This is a genomic window from Glaciecola nitratireducens FR1064 (assembly GCF_000226565.1).
Classification (GTDB): Bacteria; Pseudomonadota; Gammaproteobacteria; order Enterobacterales; family Alteromonadaceae; genus Glaciecola; species Glaciecola nitratireducens.
Genome location: NC_016041.1, coordinates 2398405 through 2415744, shown reverse-complemented (window position 1 = coordinate 2415744; position 17340 = coordinate 2398405). Strand labels below are relative to the sequence as shown.

Below are 17340 nucleotides of genomic sequence, written 5' to 3'. Positions count from 1 at the left end.
AGCCAAAGGTCATAAATGAGAATTTTCCTTTTTGTTGTCACATTATTATTGACCGCCTGCAGCAGTACTCAAGGTATTTCTGTCTATTCATTCACCAATTCGGAAGTCGAGTCCGTGCTGAATCAGCAACTGCCGAAGTTAAAAAAAGAGGTGAGCTTAATGGGCTTACCAGTTGATTTTGAAGTGAATAGCTTGCAGGTGAATATTGGGCCTGATAAGCGAGAGGTCGTTGTACTGGGCTTTGACTCAAATGCAAAAATAAACGCACTTTTATTCGAATACCCAGTGCGTCTAGCGTTACAAATAGAGGGTAGCCCTTTCTATGACAGCAGTAAGAAAGCGATTTTTTTACGTGATATAAGGTTACTCTATTCAAGCATAGATGCGGGTGGCTTTAAAGGCAACTTGTCGCTGCTCAACGGAGAAGCCATGAGCGTCATCAATAACTTTTTGGCAGCAAACCCGGTTTATAAGCTAGATACAAGTAATCCAAGGGTCGCTCTGCTGAGCAAGATCCCTTTGAATATGAAAATACGAGAAGGTAAAATTGAGCTCATTCCGAGCTTGTAAATAGGACGAAGTGACGGCATTGCTTATTCAGCATTTACGATGCAGTCTTTTCCTAGCTTTTTGGCTTTATACATACTTAAATCCGCTCGCTTTATGGTGTCTTCAAATAGCTCATTTTCTTTGACTTTTGCCACGCCGAAGCTAAGTGTGGTTACTCTGTCTCGCAGTCCTTCGGTAATTATTTGGTAACGAATATTAGAACGAATCTTTTCTATCAAGGCCTGCGAGTTTTCTGGTTCAATATTCATCAGAATAATTAGAAACTGCTCTCCACCCCAGCGCGCAACAATATCTGTTTCTCTAACCGCCGTTTGCAAATAGGCTGACACCGCTTTAATTACGCCATCACCGGCAATATGTCCAATTAGCGCATTGATTTCTTTGAAATTATCAATGTCTGCCAGTACAAGGGTATAGTCTAAAGACTTCAAACTTCGTCGTTCACTATAGTTTTGTTTCATTAATTCATATACAAAATGCCGGTTGAAACAACCCGTTAATGGGTCTTTGTTGGACACTTCATATAAACGCTTTTCATTTTTTATGTTTTTGCTGCGCGAACTTATCATAACAATCACGAGAGAAATTGCTGCAAACAAAATGTTAGTCATTAGCACATAGTGACTTATCGCCGGAAAAGCATACTGGTATGTAATATCTTCGGCATACACAATTAATCCGCCAAACAATAGGATAATAGCGAAGCCCATGACAATCGATTTTCGCGTCGAAAATAAGTTGCTTATCATTATTAGCGCTGCTGTAGGCCATAAAAAATAGTGAAAACCCATGCCTAAACCTAGGAAGTGAGTAGCTAAAACAGCATGCACAATAACTTCAAATGTTGCTGTGAGCGTTGTCAGAAGATAGCGACCGCGCTGGTTCTGATACAGTGCGAACAACCAAATTAGTACGCTAAGAATGTTCACGACCGAGAGCCACAATGAGCCGATACTTAGAAAAAAGAATATAAACAGGATGTGAACGATAGCGCCTAAAAAGCAAGCCTTTTTAAGAGTGTTGTACAGGCGATTGTTTTTGTGGTCTTTGTGTAAATTTTCAAAACCCGAATCTAAGGGAGTTTCATTCTTTTCGTTGTCTAATTTGTTCAATGGCGGCGGCACTCTGTGTCTCTATTTCGCGTTAGTTGCGAGGCGATTATAGCTTAAAAACTATTTTCTATAATACTGGCTTATGATTTAGTTTTCTGTAGAAGCCTTTTTAATGCCACTGGCTTTAACGGTTTTGGTAAATAGATCATATTGTGAACATCTGCCTGATCTCTTATAGCTTGGCTGCGATCAGCGGTACTCAATAGTAACACTGGTTTATTCAATTGGTTCTGCTGCCGAAAGGCGAGTATTGACTGACAAACGTCAATGCCGTTGTCGCCGTTATCGAGGTGATAATCTGCAATAATATAATCAATGTTAGCTAGCTGTTGAAATGGCTCAGCGTTCTTTGCATCGTGCGCTACGTGAACTTGTGCTCCCCATCCCTGTAACAGCGTCGTCATAGCATTCGCTATCAAGGCTTGGTTTTCGATTAATAAAACAGTTTTTTGCTGCATAAATGCTTGGTTTTTCGCAATATCTTCTTTTTCTGCAATCGGAATGATCCCGCATTTACTGCGACGCAGACGGATAGAGAATTGAGTGCCTTTGTCGACAATTGAGCGCACTTCAACATCATGGTTTAGAAGTTGACTCATCTTCTCTACAATTGTTAAGCCGAGGCCGATCCCTTCATTATTGCCCTTGTTATCCAATTGCTTAAACTCATCAAATATTAAGCGCTTTTGTTCTTCAGCAATGCCTTTGCCCGTGTCTAATACGCATATTTCAACTTTGTTGTCAGCTCTTCTCCTCACTCCTACAAGTATTCGACCTGATTCTGTATAACGCACGGCATTACTGATTAGGTTTTGAATGATCCTATTTAATAAACGACGATCGCTGTGTACCCAAACGCTGGTTTGCACATAATCAATACTGAGCTGCTTTTGTTGAGCAACAACGGCATACTCAGTGACTAAGTTTTTAAGTAGAGGATTTAAGCTAAAGGAGTGCAAATCAGGCTTAAATAAGCCGGATTCTAGCTTGGTCATATCAAGCAGCATCGACAGCAGTTGATCTGCATTTTCTAATGCATTAACAAGGCCCTGAGTGAGCTCTCGGTCGTCAGCATTCTTTAATCGTTGATGCAGCATTGATGCAAATAATGAAGCGGCATTAAATGGCTGCATCAGGTCATGGCCTGCAGCCGCCAAAAATTTGGTTTTACTCGTGTTTGCCATTTCAGCATCTAGTTTAGCTGAGTTTAATTCAGCGGTGCGTTCTTCTACTCTTGACTCTAAGTCTACTTTGGCGTCTTCTAGCTGTCGTTGAATATGAATATATTCACTAATATCATTGTAGGTCGTTACAAATCCGCCACCGGGAAGAGGACTTCCTGCGATTTCAATTACTCTGCCATTTTGATTATCGCGAATGAATTTGTAGGCGTTCCCGGACAAGGTATAAGAAATACGCCTTTCAATGATTTCTTCGGTCGACAACACTTCTCCCCTTTGATGCATCAAACCACGTGAGGCATTGAACTGCAGGATTTCACGTAAATGCATGCCGACTTGTAAAAAGTTTTTGGGATATTCAAATAGCTCAATGTACTTTTGGTTCCAAGCAATTAGGCTCATATCCGACCCGATAACGCTTATTCCTTGGGGAATGTGGGCAACTGAGGATTGCAATAATTCATGATTAAATTGAAAAGTTTGCGATGCTTGTTCAATCCATTCCGTCAGTTCATTAATATCCTCTTTTTTGTTTATTGAGATAGCCGCCAGAAGGATGCGAGCACTTGCGTTACCTACATGCGATGATAAAAGTCGTTCAGCATGCGCAAGTACCGATGGCTCAACATACGCTAAATTGGCGGCATCTGATAATGAAACACGGTCGGAAAACACCTTCGCAAGTTGTGCCGGAATGACGCGATTAATTAAAGCGAGTAATTCATTGGTTGGAATTTGAAAGCTGCTTTTACTCTCGTCGACGTAATTGCCTAGCAAGCCGTCATTATTGCGCATATTTGCAGGGTGCCCGTTGGCACTGGAGCGTTTATTAAATGCTACATTGAGCAATGAAATAACGACAAAAACAACCGTATTACTAAAAAATGAGATGTAAAAACCTAGTGCTAGATCAGTATCATTAAGTGTGTCAGCAAAGTAATAACTGGACAGTATGCTTGGGTATAAAATGAAGTAGGCCCAGCACGCCGCTCCAACAAGCGTGCCGAATATTGCGCTCGATTTAGTGGCATTTTTCCAATAGAGGCCAAGAATGATTGCTGGAAACATTTGTGCTAAAAGGGACAAGGCAATAAATCCACTTTTTACTAAGGGGGCTGTTTGGCTGATATTAAGGTGGTACCAGTAGGCGATACCCAACACTAAAATAATTGTAAATTGTCGTATTCTTAAGATATTTGCAGGAGCGAGGTTCTTTTTTAGGTGCGGTGATACTTGTGTTGAAAGCCAAAGTGGCGTGACAAAGCTATTCGCTACCATAATACCCATCGTCAGCGTTGCTACAATAACCATGCTAGTGGCGCCTGAAAGTCCACCGATGTAAGAAGTGACAGATACCCATTCATTGCCCATACTGACTGGGATGGATAATGCGAAGCTATCTGTAGAAAATTGATTGGTGTCTAAGAGAATATTCCCTGCCAGAGCAATAGGCAAAACGAAGATAGTCATGCAGACTAAAAACAATGGAAATAGCCATCTAGCCAGTAGTAATTCGTTTTCGTTATTATTTTCAATGAACGCGATGTGAAATTGGCGGGGCAAGCAAAACATGGCGCAGACACCCAATAAGACATGACTCGCAAAAACCCAAATAGAAAAGTCAGATTGCAATATTTGCATGCTAGCTTCATTCTTTGATGCTTCAATTAAGAGGTCAAAGACACCATCGAATAAGCTATAGCAAACGTACAGTCCAACGATAAGCAATCCGATTAATTTTGCGAGTGATTCAAACGCGATGGTGTACATCAGACCAGTGTGCTTTTCAGTTAAATCAAGGGTTCTTGTGCCGAAAATGATAGCGAACAAGGCCATTAAGCCAACGACATAAAAGCCGATGCTGGGCGTTAAACTCTGACTATCTTTTGTCATCAAGTTCAGCATTAGAGTAATAGCATCAAGTTGCAGGGCGATATAGGGGACAACACCGATAAAACATATCAATGTGATCATACCTGCAATTATATGACTGTGTTGATAGCGCATGCCTATAAAGTCGGCTAGTGAACTGATATTGTGCTGCCTACACAATTTTGCAATTTTGCAGATAACAGGAAAAGCAAACAGCATGACGATAATAACGCCTAGGTACGTAGGAACAAATGCCCAACCAAACTGAGTTGCTTGCGTCGTTGTACCGAAAAATGCCCAAGAGGTGCAGTGAATTCCAAGAGCCAAAGAATATATGATGGGAGATGCTGCGCGTTTTTTATTCCCATAAAATGCAATAGCAAAGAGGACACCTAAATAAACAAGCGTGATTAGGCCAACGGTGTATATCGAAAACAAGTAAAACCCCTGCTAAAACAATAAAGCAAATAGAACAACATCAAAGCGCTAGGTTAATGCCTTTTTTATAAAAAAGGTATCAGACTTTCGTTATCTGCCCGACAAAATAAAAAAAATGTATTTAATCTTCTATTTTCCCTTGAAGCCTCTAAAAGCAACCCCATTAAAAGGCCATGTAAGCGAATTGGTGTCATGACCAAAAAGAACTAAGTAAGTGAAAGGTCCGCGGAGAATGCAATGAGTGATGAACAGAATAAACCGGTAAATGAACATGTCGTCGAAGGTGAATTGGTGAATGATGATGAACAGCCAATGACAGCTGATGAATTAGAGCAAGCAATGAACGAAGATGAAAATGTCGCGCGCATTGCTCAGCTTGAAGCTGCGCTTGAAGTAGCTAATAGCACGATAGAAGGACAGAAAGACGCGGTATTGCGTGCTAGAGCAGATATGGAAAATGCTAGACGCCGTGCTGAGCAAGAAGTAGATAAAGCAAGAAAATTCGCGTTAGAGAGATTCGCTGGTGAACTATTACCCGTTCTTGACAATTTAGAACGCGCTATCCAAGTAGCTGATGTTGAAAATGAAGCGATAAAACCCGTCATAGAAGGTGTTGATTTAACGCTTAAATCATTCATCAGTATTGTTGAAAAATTTGGGATGGAAATAGTTGACCCGCAAGGCGAAACGTTCAATCCAGAGTTACACCAGGCAATGTCTATGCAGGAAACTACTGAGTTTGCACCGAATTCAGTAATGGCGGTTATGCAAAAGGGCTATACCTTAAACGGACGCTTGTTGCGCCCGGCTATGGTAATGGTCTCGCGCGCCGCTAGCGGCGGTGTAGACACGCAGGTGTAGTTCGTCGAAAGTTGCACCTCAATGGTGAGGCGCGAAAATAAAAAAATGAAATTTTTTTTAAAACACATATTGAAAACAGGGGTATTAGCCCCACTTATTATTGCAAGACGCAGAAACGCATAACGCGGTAATGCAACACGCAGTAATGCAAAACGCAAAAACATATTTTGGAGACACACAAATGGGTAGAATCATTGGTATCGACTTAGGTACAACAAATTCATGTGTCGCAGTGCTAGACGGCGACAAGGCAAAAGTTATTGAAAACTCAGAGGGTGATCGTACTACACCTTCAATCATCGCTTACAGCTCAGAAGGTGAGACGCTTGTTGGTCAACCAGCAAAGCGCCAAGCTGTGACAAACCCAGAAAATACACTTTACGCGATTAAACGTTTAATCGGCCGTCGTTTCGAAGACGAAGAAGTGCAGCGCGATATTGACATCATGCCTTTCAAAATTATCAAAGCTGATAATGGCGACGCTTGGGTTCAAGCAAACGGTGAAAAAATGGCTCCACCACAGATTTCTGCAGAAATTTTGAAAAAGATGAAAAAAACTGCGGAAGATTACCTAGGTGAAGAAGTCACTGCAGCTGTCATTACTGTTCCAGCTTACTTCAATGATGCACAACGCCAAGCAACGAAAGATGCGGGTCGAATTGCAGGGTTGGAAGTGAAACGTATTATTAACGAGCCAACTGCGGCCGCTCTTGCATACGGTATGGACAAGAAGAAAGGCGACAGCGTTGTTGCGGTATACGATTTAGGTGGCGGTACGTTTGATATTTCAATCATTGAAATTGATGATGCAGATGGCGAGCACACTTTTGAAGTATTGGCGACCAACGGTGATACTCACTTAGGTGGGGAAGACTTTGATAACCGCATGATCAATTACTTGGTTGAAGAATTTAAGAAAGATCAAGGTTTCGATTTACGTAAAGACCCGTTAGCGATGCAGCGTTTAAAAGAAGCTGGCGAGAAAGCAAAAATTGAACTGTCTTCTGCACAACAAACAGAAGTTAACTTGCCTTACATTACCGCTGATGCTTCTGGTCCTAAGCATTTAGCGATTAAAGTAACTCGTGCAAAATTAGAGTCATTGGTTGAAGATTTAGTTAAGAAATCACTTGAACCGTTAAAGCAGGCCTTAAAGGATTCTGATTTATCAGTGAGTGATATCAACGATATTATCCTCGTTGGTGGTCAAACACGTATGCCACTGGTCCAGAAGTACGTAACTGAGTTCTTCGGCAAGGAGCCACGTAAAGATGTCAACCCAGATGAAGCGGTTGCTGTTGGTGCTGCGATCCAAGGCGGCGTATTGTCAGGTGATGTGAAAGACGTATTGCTACTCGACGTTTCTCCTCTCTCATTAGGTATTGAGACGATGGGCGGTGTTATGACAACGCTAATTGAAAAAAATACTACGGTACCGACGAAAAAGTCGCAAACGTTCTCAACGGCTGAAGATAACCAATCTGCTGTAACGGTTCATGTTCTTCAAGGTGAGCGTAAGCAAGCATCAGGGAACAAGTCGCTAGGACAATTTAACCTAGAGGGTATACGCCCAGCAACGCGCGGCGCACCTCAAATCGAAGTTACATTCGACATTGATGCAGACGGCATTTTGCATGTTTCAGCAAAAGACAAAGACACAGGTAAAGAGCAAAAGATTACCATCAAAGCTAACTCCGGTTTGAGCGATGAAGAAATCGAGCAAATGGTGCAAGACGCTGTAGCTAATAAAGAAGCGGATGCCAAATTTGAAGAATTGGTGCAGGCTCGTAACCAAGCTGACGGCATGATACACGGAACTCGAACGCAAATTGAAGAAGCTGGCGATGCGTTGCCGGAAGAAGACAAGAAAACGATCGAAGAAGCACTAGATGCCCTAGAAACTGCTCGTAAAGGCGATGACAAAGCGGAAATCGAAGCTAAGACTCAAGCGTTGATGGAAGCGTCTTCAAAGCTAATGGAAATTGCTCAAGCGAAAGCCGCGGCAGAAGGCCAAGGCGCTCCAGAAGGTGGTGAAACAAAGTCTGGAAAAGCTGACGACGATGTTGTTGATGCTGAGTTTGAAGAAGTGAAAGACGACAAAAAATAATTGCTGTTAATTCACTGATTAACATACTGGGCGCAACTGATAAATTCAGATTGCGCCTTGTTTGTATTCAAGCTCAACTACTTTATATTAATTTGTTGTTTTATAAGAACTTTTAAACACGAAGTTGAATTCAGAATGATGGCCTAAAGAGCCTTTATAAAACAAAGAAAAACAATGCAGGAAATTTTGATCTTATGTCCAAACGAGACTATTACGAGGTATTAGGCGTAGAACGCGGTGCCGAAGAGCGCACTATCAAGAAAGCCTATAAGAAGCTCGCCATGAAATACCACCCTGACCGCACTCAGGGCGACAAGGGCATGGAAGAAAAGTTTAAAGAAGCACAAGAAGCTCATGAAATCCTAACAGATTCTCGAAAACGTGCTGCTTACGATCAATATGGCCATGCAGGCGTTGATCCCAATCGTGGCGGTGGCCACGGTCAAGGGGCAGACTTCGGTGATATCTTTGGCGATGTTTTTGGTGACATTTTTGGCGGTGGGCGTGGCCGTCAATCTCGTGCTCGACAGGGTTCGGACTTACGCTACAACCTAGAGATGTCTTTAGAGGAAGCAGTTCGTGGTAAAGACGTTGAAATTCGTGTTCCTACGCTCGTAGAGTGTGATATTTGTCACGGTTCAGGCGCGAAAAAGGGATCTTCGCCAACAACCTGTCCAACGTGTAAAGGAAATGGCCAAGTACAAATGCGCCAAGGCTTTTTTGCCGTGCAGCAAACGTGTCCAACATGTTCTGGTAAAGGTAAAATTATTAGCGACCCTTGTACTCCATGTCGCGGTCAAGGGCGTGTCGAAAAGACTAAAACCTTGTCTGTCAAAGTGCCCGCAGGTGTTGATACAGGTGATAGAATTCGCTTAACGGGTGAGGGTGAAGCGGGAGAAAGTGGTGCGCCTGCTGGTGACTTATACGTTCAAGTAAATATCCGTGAACACGAGATTTTTGCGCGAGATGGTAATAATCTATATTGTGAAGTGCCACTCGGATTCGCGACGGCAGCCTTAGGTGGTGAAATAGAAGTTCCTACTTTAGATGGAAAAGTAAAACTGAAAATTTCACAAGAGACGCAAACGGGCAAAATGTTTCGTCTCAGAGGCAAAGGAGTCAAGTCGGTTCGCAGCGGAAGCATAGGCGATCTCATGTGTAAGGTTGTGATAGAAACACCGGTTAATTTGTCTACAAAGCAAAGAGAAATGTTGGAAGAGTTCGACGCTTCTCTTGGTGGCGGCAAGCACCGACCGAAAGAACAAGGCTTTTTTGACGGGGTTAAGAAGTTCTTTGACGACTTAACGAAGTAATTTAACGCTCATATCTCAACCTTACGGTGAGATAGTGTTAAGTAAAAAGCTATAAGCGCTCCAAAATGGAGCGCTTTTTTTTGCAAGTGAATTACATGCAATGTTCGTCGAAAAAGCAAACGAGCGTATTTACGTCAATAATGCTCAGCTGGCCATTAAACTTTTGGCTATTTTGACATTCGAGCAGCGTTAAATAGGGTTAAGGGACTCGCTTTTTGCATAAAGCCTAAGTATGCTATTTGAGAACTCATATTTTACAACAGCAAACAAAAACCTTAATACAGGAACATATTATGAAGAAGATGCTTATCTCATTAGCTTTAGCTGCAACCCTTACAACACCTTTCGTTACTGCAAAAGAAGCAAGCTCAGAAAAGCAGGCAAATACTGCAGTGCAGTTTAGGCAAGCCGTGCTGCAATTGGTTAGAAGTAATATGGGACCACTTGGCGCTATGGCCAAAGGCCAAATCGATTATGATGCTGAAGTGATGAGAGTCAATGCTATGCGTATCGAGCAGTTGGCTCTTATGATGGGAGATTATTTTGAATTGGATACTAGAAAATTTTCAGTGAAGACTGAGGCTGCCGACGTCATTTGGGAAGAAATGGGAGATTTTGAAAGCAAAAGACAAGATATGGTCGATGCAGCTGCCAATCTTCAGAAAGTAGCGTTAGCAAAAGACGAAAGTAATTACCGCTCCGCAATAGGAACACTGGGTTCAACTTGCAAAGCTTGTCACGATAAATTTAAAACAGAGTAAGCAATGCCGACCGATATGCGTTCTTTTAATAAAGTAATGGAACGTAACTTAATGAAATTAAACACGACTTGTATTTTATAAATAGTAATATCGTTAAATAAGTAAATTAACTGAAAAGTGGTGTTACATTTATGGTTTTTTTATGTAATATTAATGTTAATGACGGCGTGTTTGTGTAAAACAGGTTGTTTGTACCAGTGCTATCATTGCTTTTACAGCATGTACAATGATCGTAGAGAAGGGTCCTCATTATCCAGCGAGGCTTCTATGGAAACAACGGAAGTTAATAGCGCTAAATCCTAAATAAAAACAAAAAAAGGATTAGCCATAATGTCGAAAGATGCTTTAAAACAGACTGCGGTTGCAGTGGGACTGACAATTCTTTACGGATTAACAATTTCTCAAGCGATCGCATTTTTTTGATTTAAACTATACTGTAATGTAGGTTCATACGTAGAAGAGCGAAGATAACTATCTTCGCTCTTTTTTATGTGCAGTGTTGTTCACTTTTTTATTCAACCGCAAGCCTTACCTGTTGAAATTTAGTAATAAAAATCATCTGCGACTGCTGGGGCAAAAGTGACTACAACTAAATACACGACTAGCGCAGACAAGCAGGAAAAAATAACGAACTTTATCCAGTGGTTCTTAGTTGGCGTAGTTGATAATGCGTTTTTATGTTGCTTATATCCTGTGATCATACTGATTACTAAATTTTGTTTCTTCGCAAATTTGTAAACAAGCATAGCGCCGATATGTAGCCCAAGAAAAAGCCAAACAGCGTTAAACCCTTGGTGATGAATCCAATTCATTACATTCTGTGTTTCTTCTCCTACGGCATTGTAATAAGGGCCGTTATGAAAGATGTCATCACTTATAAACAAACCGCTAATCGATTGCGTTAATAAAACCGTCAGAATAAAAATTATTGAATACGCGCCTAAAGGATTGTGGCCAACGCTGGGCTTATAGTCTGGACTAGTGAAGGTTCTTGAGTACCTCCACGCACTTTGTGGCGATACAATAAAGTGTGAGAACTTAGCGTAATATGCACCCCAAAACCCCCATAGCACTCTAAAAATTAGCAGCCCTAATATGAAGTAGCCTCCATAGAAATGCCACTGGATGGCGTCGTCGAGCAGTTCCGCGGTGATGTACTGCGAAGAAATAGCAATGACTAATAACCAATGAAATAGGCGAGTAGGGAAGTCCCAAATATATAACTGTTGCATAACGGTTCCGTAATGTAAAAATGCTAGTGCGCTGTAGCGGTCTAATCTATACCGACATAACCATTTTGGTTACTACACAAGAGGTAGTGTGAAAGATGACCTGCAATCCACAGAGTTATGATTAAAAATTTAAATCTAGCTTTAGGTTTTTCGCTAATTCGGGCAATATATCACAAACTAAAAAAACATAGAGTTTATATGACTAAAATTGGTGTTTTGGGTGCTAACGGACGAATGGGGCGTGTGTTAATAGATGCTTGCTACCAACATACAGACGTTTCGCTCGGCTTTGCTAGTGTGCGCACTGGTTCTTCACTTGTTGGCATTGACGCGGGCGAACTGTCGGGCATTGCGAAGCAGTATATAAAGGTCTGCGATGCTCAGAATCAACCTACCGGAATAGCCGATGTCATTGTTGACTTTACGCTGCCAGAAGCTTTACAAGCGAATATTGAGTGGTGCGTAAATAATAAGAAAGCGATGGTGATAGGAACGACTGGATTGTCTGCGGACGAGTTGGCGATGATTGATCAAGCTGCGAAGTCAATTCCGATTGTTTTTGCTGCTAACTATAGTGTTGGTGTTAATTTATTACTGAGCTTGGCAAGACAGGCAAGTGCAGTAATGGGAAAAGATGCTGATATAGAAATAATAGAAGCGCATCACCGATTTAAAAAGGACGCTCCTTCTGGAACCGCCGTCGCTATCGGTCAGGTAATTGCAGATGAATTGGGACGTGACCTGTCTAAATGTGCCATTTACGGTCGAGAAGGAGCTACTGGTGAACGCGATCGAGAAAGCATCGGATTCTGTACTATCCGAGCAGGCGATATAGTGGGCGAGCATACTGCAATATTTGCAACAATAGGTGAAAGAATAGAGTTGACGCATAAAGCATCAAGTCGCTTGACCTTTGCCAATGGCGCAATAACCGCTGCCATTTGGGTTAAAAACAAACCTCCAGGTCTCTATAGCATGCAACAAGTATTGAGTTTGCCCTAACTTACTACTTGCTTAAAACGAGCTTACTCCTATTGTCATTGGCAATAAGAGGCTTGATTATTGTCTTTTTTAAAGCTTTGCTTACATAATTTAAGCAGAGTGCGTGTTTTCCCGTATTTACTTGTTTAATTTGAGAAACAATTAGATCATTTGCAAGCATTAATATATAATCAGCGGAATTTGCCACAAATTTGCAATTTCGCTCTAGGCGCAAGCAAAAATCTACGGCAAGAAAAGCCATATGATTGAGTTAGCGCTTATGTGTTGAAAGTGCGAAGATTCGCGAAGAAGCTATGTGAAAAGCACTTTTTTGATGCTTTTCACGTATTTTTCGGAAATATTAGCATTTCGCTGTTATTTCCCTTGTTACCTTTAATTTTAGGAGGTTGACTTGGCTATTTCTGCCCTTTTAGTGCTAGAAGATGGTTCTGTTTTCAATGGTACCGCAATAGGTTGTGTAGGTCACAGTGTTGGAGAAGTTGTTTTCAATACATCAATGACTGGTTATCAAGAAATTCTTACCGACCCATCATACGCTGAACAAATCATCACACTGACATACCCTCACATAGGTAACACCGGAGTAAATTCCGAAGATGTCGAATCTGATAAAATATGGGCTAAAGGCCTAATAATTCGTGACCTCCCTCTAATCGCTAGTAATTTTAGAAGCGAACAAACTCTTTCTGATTATCTGGTCGACAATAATATTGTTGCAATAGCCGATATTGATACACGACGTTTAACGCGTATTTTGCGTGATAAAGGTGCTCAACGAGGCTGTATAGTGACTGCTGGTGCGTTAACGCAAGAGCAAGCTTTAGCTGAGGCGAAGGCATTTCCTGGGTTAAAGGGAATGGATCTCGCAAAAGTCGTCACTAGGGTAGAGCAAACAGAGTGGACTGATGGTTCGTGGCAGCTTGGCAAAGGTTATGATATTGATAAGCAAGACTTGCCTTACCATGTTGTTGCTTATGATTTCGGCGCTAAGAGTAATATCTTGAGAATGCTAGTAGACCGCGGCTGTAAACTGACACTAGTTCCCGCGCAAACCTCAGCGGCAGATGTTTTAGCGTTAAATCCAGACGGTATATTTTTATCAAATGGTCCCGGTGACCCCGAGCCTTGTGATTATGCTATTGAGGCTATAAAGGTTTTTCTTGAAAAGTCGATTCCAATCTTCGGTATTTGTCTTGGACACCAATTATTAGCATTAGCGAGCGGTGCAAAAACAGAAAAGATGAAATTTGGCCATCATGGCGCAAACCATCCTGTGAAGGATTTAGCGCGAAATGTTGTTATGATTACAAGCCAAAATCACGGTTTTGCTGTGGATGAAACGTCACTGCCCGATTGCCTTAAAGTCACTCACGTTTCTTTATTTGATAAATCGCTGCAGGGAATTGAGCGCACAGATAAACCTGCGTTCAGCTTCCAAGGGCACCCTGAAGCGAGTCCTGGTCCGCACGATGCGGCACCGTTATTCGACAAATTTATTGAACAAATAGTTCAGTCTCAAAAACAAGCTTAATAGTAGGAAATCAGACTATGCCAAAACGTACCGACCTCAAGAGTATCTTAATTCTTGGTGCTGGACCTATCGTGATCGGTCAAGCTTGTGAGTTTGACTACTCCGGCGCGCAAGCTTGTAAAGCATTACGTGAAGAGGGTTACCGAGTGATACTTGTTAACTCCAATCCAGCCACTATTATGACTGACCCAGAAATGGCGGATGCAACTTATATTGAGCCAATTCAATGGGAAGTTGTTCGCAACATTATTGCTAAAGAAAGACCCGATGCCGTGTTACCTACGATGGGGGGCCAAACTGCGCTTAACTGTGCATTGGATCTCAATAAATACGGTGTTTTAGAAGAATTCAACGTCGAATTAATTGGCGCTTCTGCGGACGCTATTGATAAAGCCGAAGATAGAGAACGCTTCGATAAAGCAATGAAGTCGATTGGTTTAGAGTGCCCAAGAGCTGAAATAGCGCATAACTTAGAGCAAGCCTATGATGTATCTACACGCATTGGCTTTCCATGCATTATCCGACCTTCGTTTACGATGGGTGGCAGCGGTGGCGGTATCGCGTACAACAAAGATGAATTCACCGAAATATGTACTCGCGGTTTGGATTTATCACCCACATCGGAACTGCTTATTGATGAGTCATTAATCGGCTGGAAAGAATATGAAATGGAAGTGGTGCGGGATAAAGCCGATAACTGCATTATTGTTTGTACAATTGAAAACATTGACCCTATGGGGGTGCACACCGGCGACTCTATAACGGTTGCACCAGCACAGACCTTGACCGATAAAGAGTTTCAAATAATGCGAAATGCGGCAATGGCTGTGTTACGCGAAATTGGTGTTGAAACGGGTGGCTCAAACGTGCAGTTCGGCGTCTGTCCAGACACCGGCCGTATGGTCATTATCGAAATGAATCCTCGAGTGTCGCGCTCATCGGCCCTTGCGTCTAAAGCAACAGGGTTTCCAATTGCCAAAATTGCAGCAAAATTAGCCATTGGTTATACACTCGATGAATTAGCAAATGATATTACAGGCGGTTTAACGCCGGCTTCGTTTGAACCTGCAATTGATTATGTAGTAACGAAAATACCGCGCTTTAATTTTGAAAAGTTTGCTGGTTCAAATGACCGTCTGACAACACAAATGAAGTCAGTTGGCGAAGTCATGGCGATTGGCCGTAATATGCAAGAATCATTGCAAAAAGCATTGCGTGGACTCGAAGTTGGCGTCTCAGGCCTGAATCCAATTCTTGATTTGAATGACCCAGAAGCCAAAAACAAAATTATTTATGAACTCCGTGAACCGGGCGCTGAGCGTATTTGGTATATCGGTGATGCTTTTAGAATGGGCATGTCAGTAGATGAAGTGCATTCACTTACCAACATTGACCGTTGGTATTTAGTGCAAATAGAAGACATCGTGCAATTAGAGCAACTGGTAGAACGCATCGGCTTGTCAGAAATTGATGAAAAACTAATGCGTACGCTTAAGCGCAAGGGCTTTGCGGATGCAAGATTAGCAGAGCTAACCAGTGTGGCTGAGGATGATGTGCGTGATATGCGCAATAAGTTTAATGTACTGCCCGTTTATAAGCGCGTAGACACTTGTGCCGCAGAATTCAGCACCTCGACAGCTTACATGTACAGCACGTATGATGAAGAATGCGAGTCGAATCCGTCTGATAGAGACAAGATCATGGTGCTTGGTGGCGGTCCAAACCGCATAGGCCAAGGCATTGAATTTGACTATTGCTGCGTGCACGCTGCATTAGCGATGCGCGAAGATGGTTATGAGACAATTATGGTTAACTGTAACCCTGAAACTGTTTCGACCGATTACGATACATCAGACCGCCTATATTTCGAGCCTGTTACCTTAGAAGACGTGCTGGAGATAGTGCGGATTGAAAAGCCGAAAGGCGTCATTGTGCAGTACGGTGGGCAAACACCACTTAAGTTAGCGAGAGCGTTGAAAGAAAATGGTGTGCCGATTATTGGCACGTCGCCTGATGCGATTGATCGCGCAGAGGATCGTGAACGCTTCCAGCATATGGTCAACAAACTAGGGTTGAAACAACCTGCAAATGCGACTGTTAGCAATATGGAAGAAGCCATGACTCAGGCTGCAATTATTGGCTTTCCATTAGTGGTGCGTCCGTCATATGTATTAGGCGGCCGAGCAATGGAGATTGTTTATGATCTGCAGGATTTGAGACGCTATTTGAATGAAGCAGTAAAAGTCTCTAACGATAGTCCCGTTTTGCTTGACCGTTTCTTGGACGACGCTATTGAAGTTGATATAGACGCTATTTGCGATGGTGAGCAAGTTGTGATTGGCGGTATCATGGAGCATATTGAACAAGCCGGCGTGCACTCAGGGGATTCAGCGTGTAGCTTACCTCCGTATACACTGTCAAATGAAATTCAGGACGTCATGCGCAAGCAAGTGACGCAAATGGCCTTAGAGCTTGAAGTTGTAGGCTTGATGAATACGCAATTTGCGATTAAAGACAATGAAGTATATTTGATTGAAGTTAATCCGCGAGCTGCTAGAACCGTTCCATTTGTTTCAAAAGCGACAGGTGCGCCACTAGCAAAAATTGCTGCGCGAGTAATGGCCGGAACAAGTTTAGCTAAACAAGGCTTCACTAAAGAAATAATTCCACCTTTCTTCAGCGTAAAAGAAGTTGTTTTGCCGTTTGCTAAATTTCAAGGTGTCGATCCACTGTTGGGCCCAGAGATGCGTTCAACAGGTGAAGTGATGGGCGTGGGTAACGGCTTTGATGAAGCTTATGCTAAAGCAAACTTGGGTGCTTCAGCACCTCTCCCTGTCGAAGGTAAAGTACTCTTATCTGTTCGCAATAATGATAAGCAGCGCTTAATTGGATTGGCAAAAGAAATGATAGAGCAGGGCTTTACTGTCGAAGCAACGAAAGGAACAGCACACTTTTTGGGTGAGCATGGCGTAAAATGCGCTGTTGTAAACAAACTCTCTGAAGGTCGCCCTAATATTGTTGATGCAATTAAAAATGGCGAGTACTGCTACGTAGTAAATACCACAGAGGGTAGACAGGCAATAAACGATTCTGTTTATATTCGTCGTGAAGCATTGCTTAACAAGATAAGTTACACCACCACGCTGAATGCTGCTTTTGCAACAATCAGAGCGCGAACTGCTGATGCAAAAACCAACGTTACGTCGGTGCAAGAACTGCATAAGCGAATAAACGCTTAGGTAAACTTGATGAATATTGCGCTGAAGTCTGTTAACGGGCTTTAGCCATTTCAAAAATAGTATATAATCAATTTATTGATTGAATATGAAATGCGCCGTGATTGGCGCATTTTTGCCTAGT

General features: G+C 42.2%; 11 protein-coding genes. 8 read left to right on the top strand and 3 right to left on the bottom strand.

Going from position 1 to position 17340, the window contains the following annotated elements:
* Positions 1-15: 15 nt before the first annotated feature.
* Positions 16-570 (top strand): YceB family lipoprotein, encoded by a 555-nt coding sequence (locus GNIT_RS10370; protein WP_014109153.1) that lies wholly within the window; start codon positions 16-18, stop codon positions 568-570.
* Between the two features lie 23 nt (positions 571-593).
* Here the strand turns inward: GNIT_RS10370 and GNIT_RS10365 are convergent, their stop codons facing one another.
* The gene (locus tag GNIT_RS10365; protein WP_148261710.1) at positions 594-1682 is read right to left on the bottom strand and encodes a GGDEF domain-containing protein; all 1089 of its coding nucleotides are present in this window, start codon (positions 1680-1682) and stop codon (positions 594-596) included.
* Between the two features lie 80 nt (positions 1683-1762).
* The gene (locus GNIT_RS10360) at positions 1763-5173 is read right to left on the bottom strand and encodes a hybrid sensor histidine kinase/response regulator (RefSeq protein ID WP_014109151.1); all 3411 of its coding nucleotides are present in this window, start codon (positions 5171-5173) and stop codon (positions 1763-1765) included.
* A gap of 237 nt (positions 5174-5410) precedes the next feature.
* Here GNIT_RS10360 and grpE point away from each other — a divergent pair, with 237 nt between their 5' ends.
* The 4 genes from grpE to GNIT_RS10340 all read left to right on the top strand — a co-directional run bounded on the left by grpE (position 5411) and on the right by GNIT_RS10340 (position 10215).
* Positions 5411-6034 (top strand): nucleotide exchange factor GrpE, encoded by a 624-nt coding sequence (grpE, locus tag GNIT_RS10355; RefSeq protein ID WP_014109150.1) that lies wholly within the window; start codon positions 5411-5413, stop codon positions 6032-6034.
* A gap of 181 nt (positions 6035-6215) precedes the next feature.
* On the top strand, positions 6216-8141 hold the full coding sequence (gene dnaK, locus GNIT_RS10350; RefSeq protein ID WP_014109149.1) for a molecular chaperone DnaK: 1926 nt from the start codon (positions 6216-6218) through the stop codon (positions 8139-8141).
* A gap of 194 nt (positions 8142-8335) precedes the next feature.
* On the top strand, positions 8336-9454 hold the full coding sequence (gene dnaJ, locus GNIT_RS10345) for a molecular chaperone DnaJ (RefSeq protein WP_014109148.1): 1119 nt from the start codon (positions 8336-8338) through the stop codon (positions 9452-9454).
* 293 nt (positions 9455-9747) lie between these two features.
* Positions 9748-10215, top strand: a complete 468-nt coding sequence (locus GNIT_RS10340; protein WP_014109147.1) for a c-type cytochrome — start codon at positions 9748-9750, stop codon at positions 10213-10215.
* A gap of 542 nt (positions 10216-10757) precedes the next feature.
* On the opposite strand, the gene GNIT_RS10335 is transcribed toward GNIT_RS10340, so the two are convergent.
* A complete protein-coding gene (locus GNIT_RS10335; protein ID WP_014109146.1) occupies positions 10758-11447 on the bottom strand; it encodes a cytochrome b/b6 domain-containing protein in 690 nt (229 codons plus the stop codon).
* A 198-nt stretch (positions 11448-11645) separates the two neighbouring features.
* Between GNIT_RS10335 and dapB the strand changes: the two genes are divergently transcribed.
* The 3 genes from dapB to carB all read left to right on the top strand — a co-directional run bounded on the left by dapB (position 11646) and on the right by carB (position 17219).
* Positions 11646-12449, top strand: coding sequence for a 4-hydroxy-tetrahydrodipicolinate reductase (dapB, locus tag GNIT_RS10330; protein WP_014109145.1), 804 nt, complete (start codon positions 11646-11648; stop codon positions 12447-12449).
* A gap of 391 nt (positions 12450-12840) precedes the next feature.
* Positions 12841-13980 carry a glutamine-hydrolyzing carbamoyl-phosphate synthase small subunit gene (gene carA / locus GNIT_RS10320; RefSeq protein ID WP_014109143.1) on the top strand — a complete coding sequence of 380 codons (1140 nt, stop codon included), beginning with the start codon at positions 12841-12843 and terminating at the stop codon, positions 13978-13980.
* Positions 13981-13997: 17 nt separating this feature from the next.
* Positions 13998-17219, top strand: coding sequence for a carbamoyl-phosphate synthase large subunit (gene carB / locus GNIT_RS10315; protein WP_014109142.1), 3222 nt, complete (start codon positions 13998-14000; stop codon positions 17217-17219).
* The last annotated feature ends 121 nt before the right edge of the window (positions 17220-17340 follow it).

What these genes read in the sequence shown, in the direction of transcription:
- dnaJ (WP_014109148.1), top strand. Translation starts at nt 8,336, where the DNA reads ATGTCCAAACGAGACTATTACGAGGTATTAGGCGTAGAACGCGGTGCC.
- GNIT_RS10340 (WP_014109147.1), top strand. Translation starts at nt 9,748, where the DNA reads ATGAAGAAGATGCTTATCTCATTAGCTTTAGCTGCAACCCTTACAACA.
- GNIT_RS10370 (WP_014109153.1), top strand. Translation starts at nt 16, where the DNA reads ATGAGAATTTTCCTTTTTGTTGTCACATTATTATTGACCGCCTGCAGC.
- GNIT_RS10335 (WP_014109146.1), bottom strand. Translation starts at nt 11,447, where the DNA reads ATGCAACAGTTATATATTTGGGACTTCCCTACTCGCCTATTTCATTGG.
- dnaK (WP_014109149.1), top strand. Translation starts at nt 6,216, where the DNA reads ATGGGTAGAATCATTGGTATCGACTTAGGTACAACAAATTCATGTGTC.
- carB (WP_014109142.1), top strand. Translation starts at nt 13,998, where the DNA reads ATGCCAAAACGTACCGACCTCAAGAGTATCTTAATTCTTGGTGCTGGA.
- dapB (WP_014109145.1), top strand. Translation starts at nt 11,646, where the DNA reads ATGACTAAAATTGGTGTTTTGGGTGCTAACGGACGAATGGGGCGTGTG.
- grpE (WP_014109150.1), top strand. Translation starts at nt 5,411, where the DNA reads ATGAGTGATGAACAGAATAAACCGGTAAATGAACATGTCGTCGAAGGT.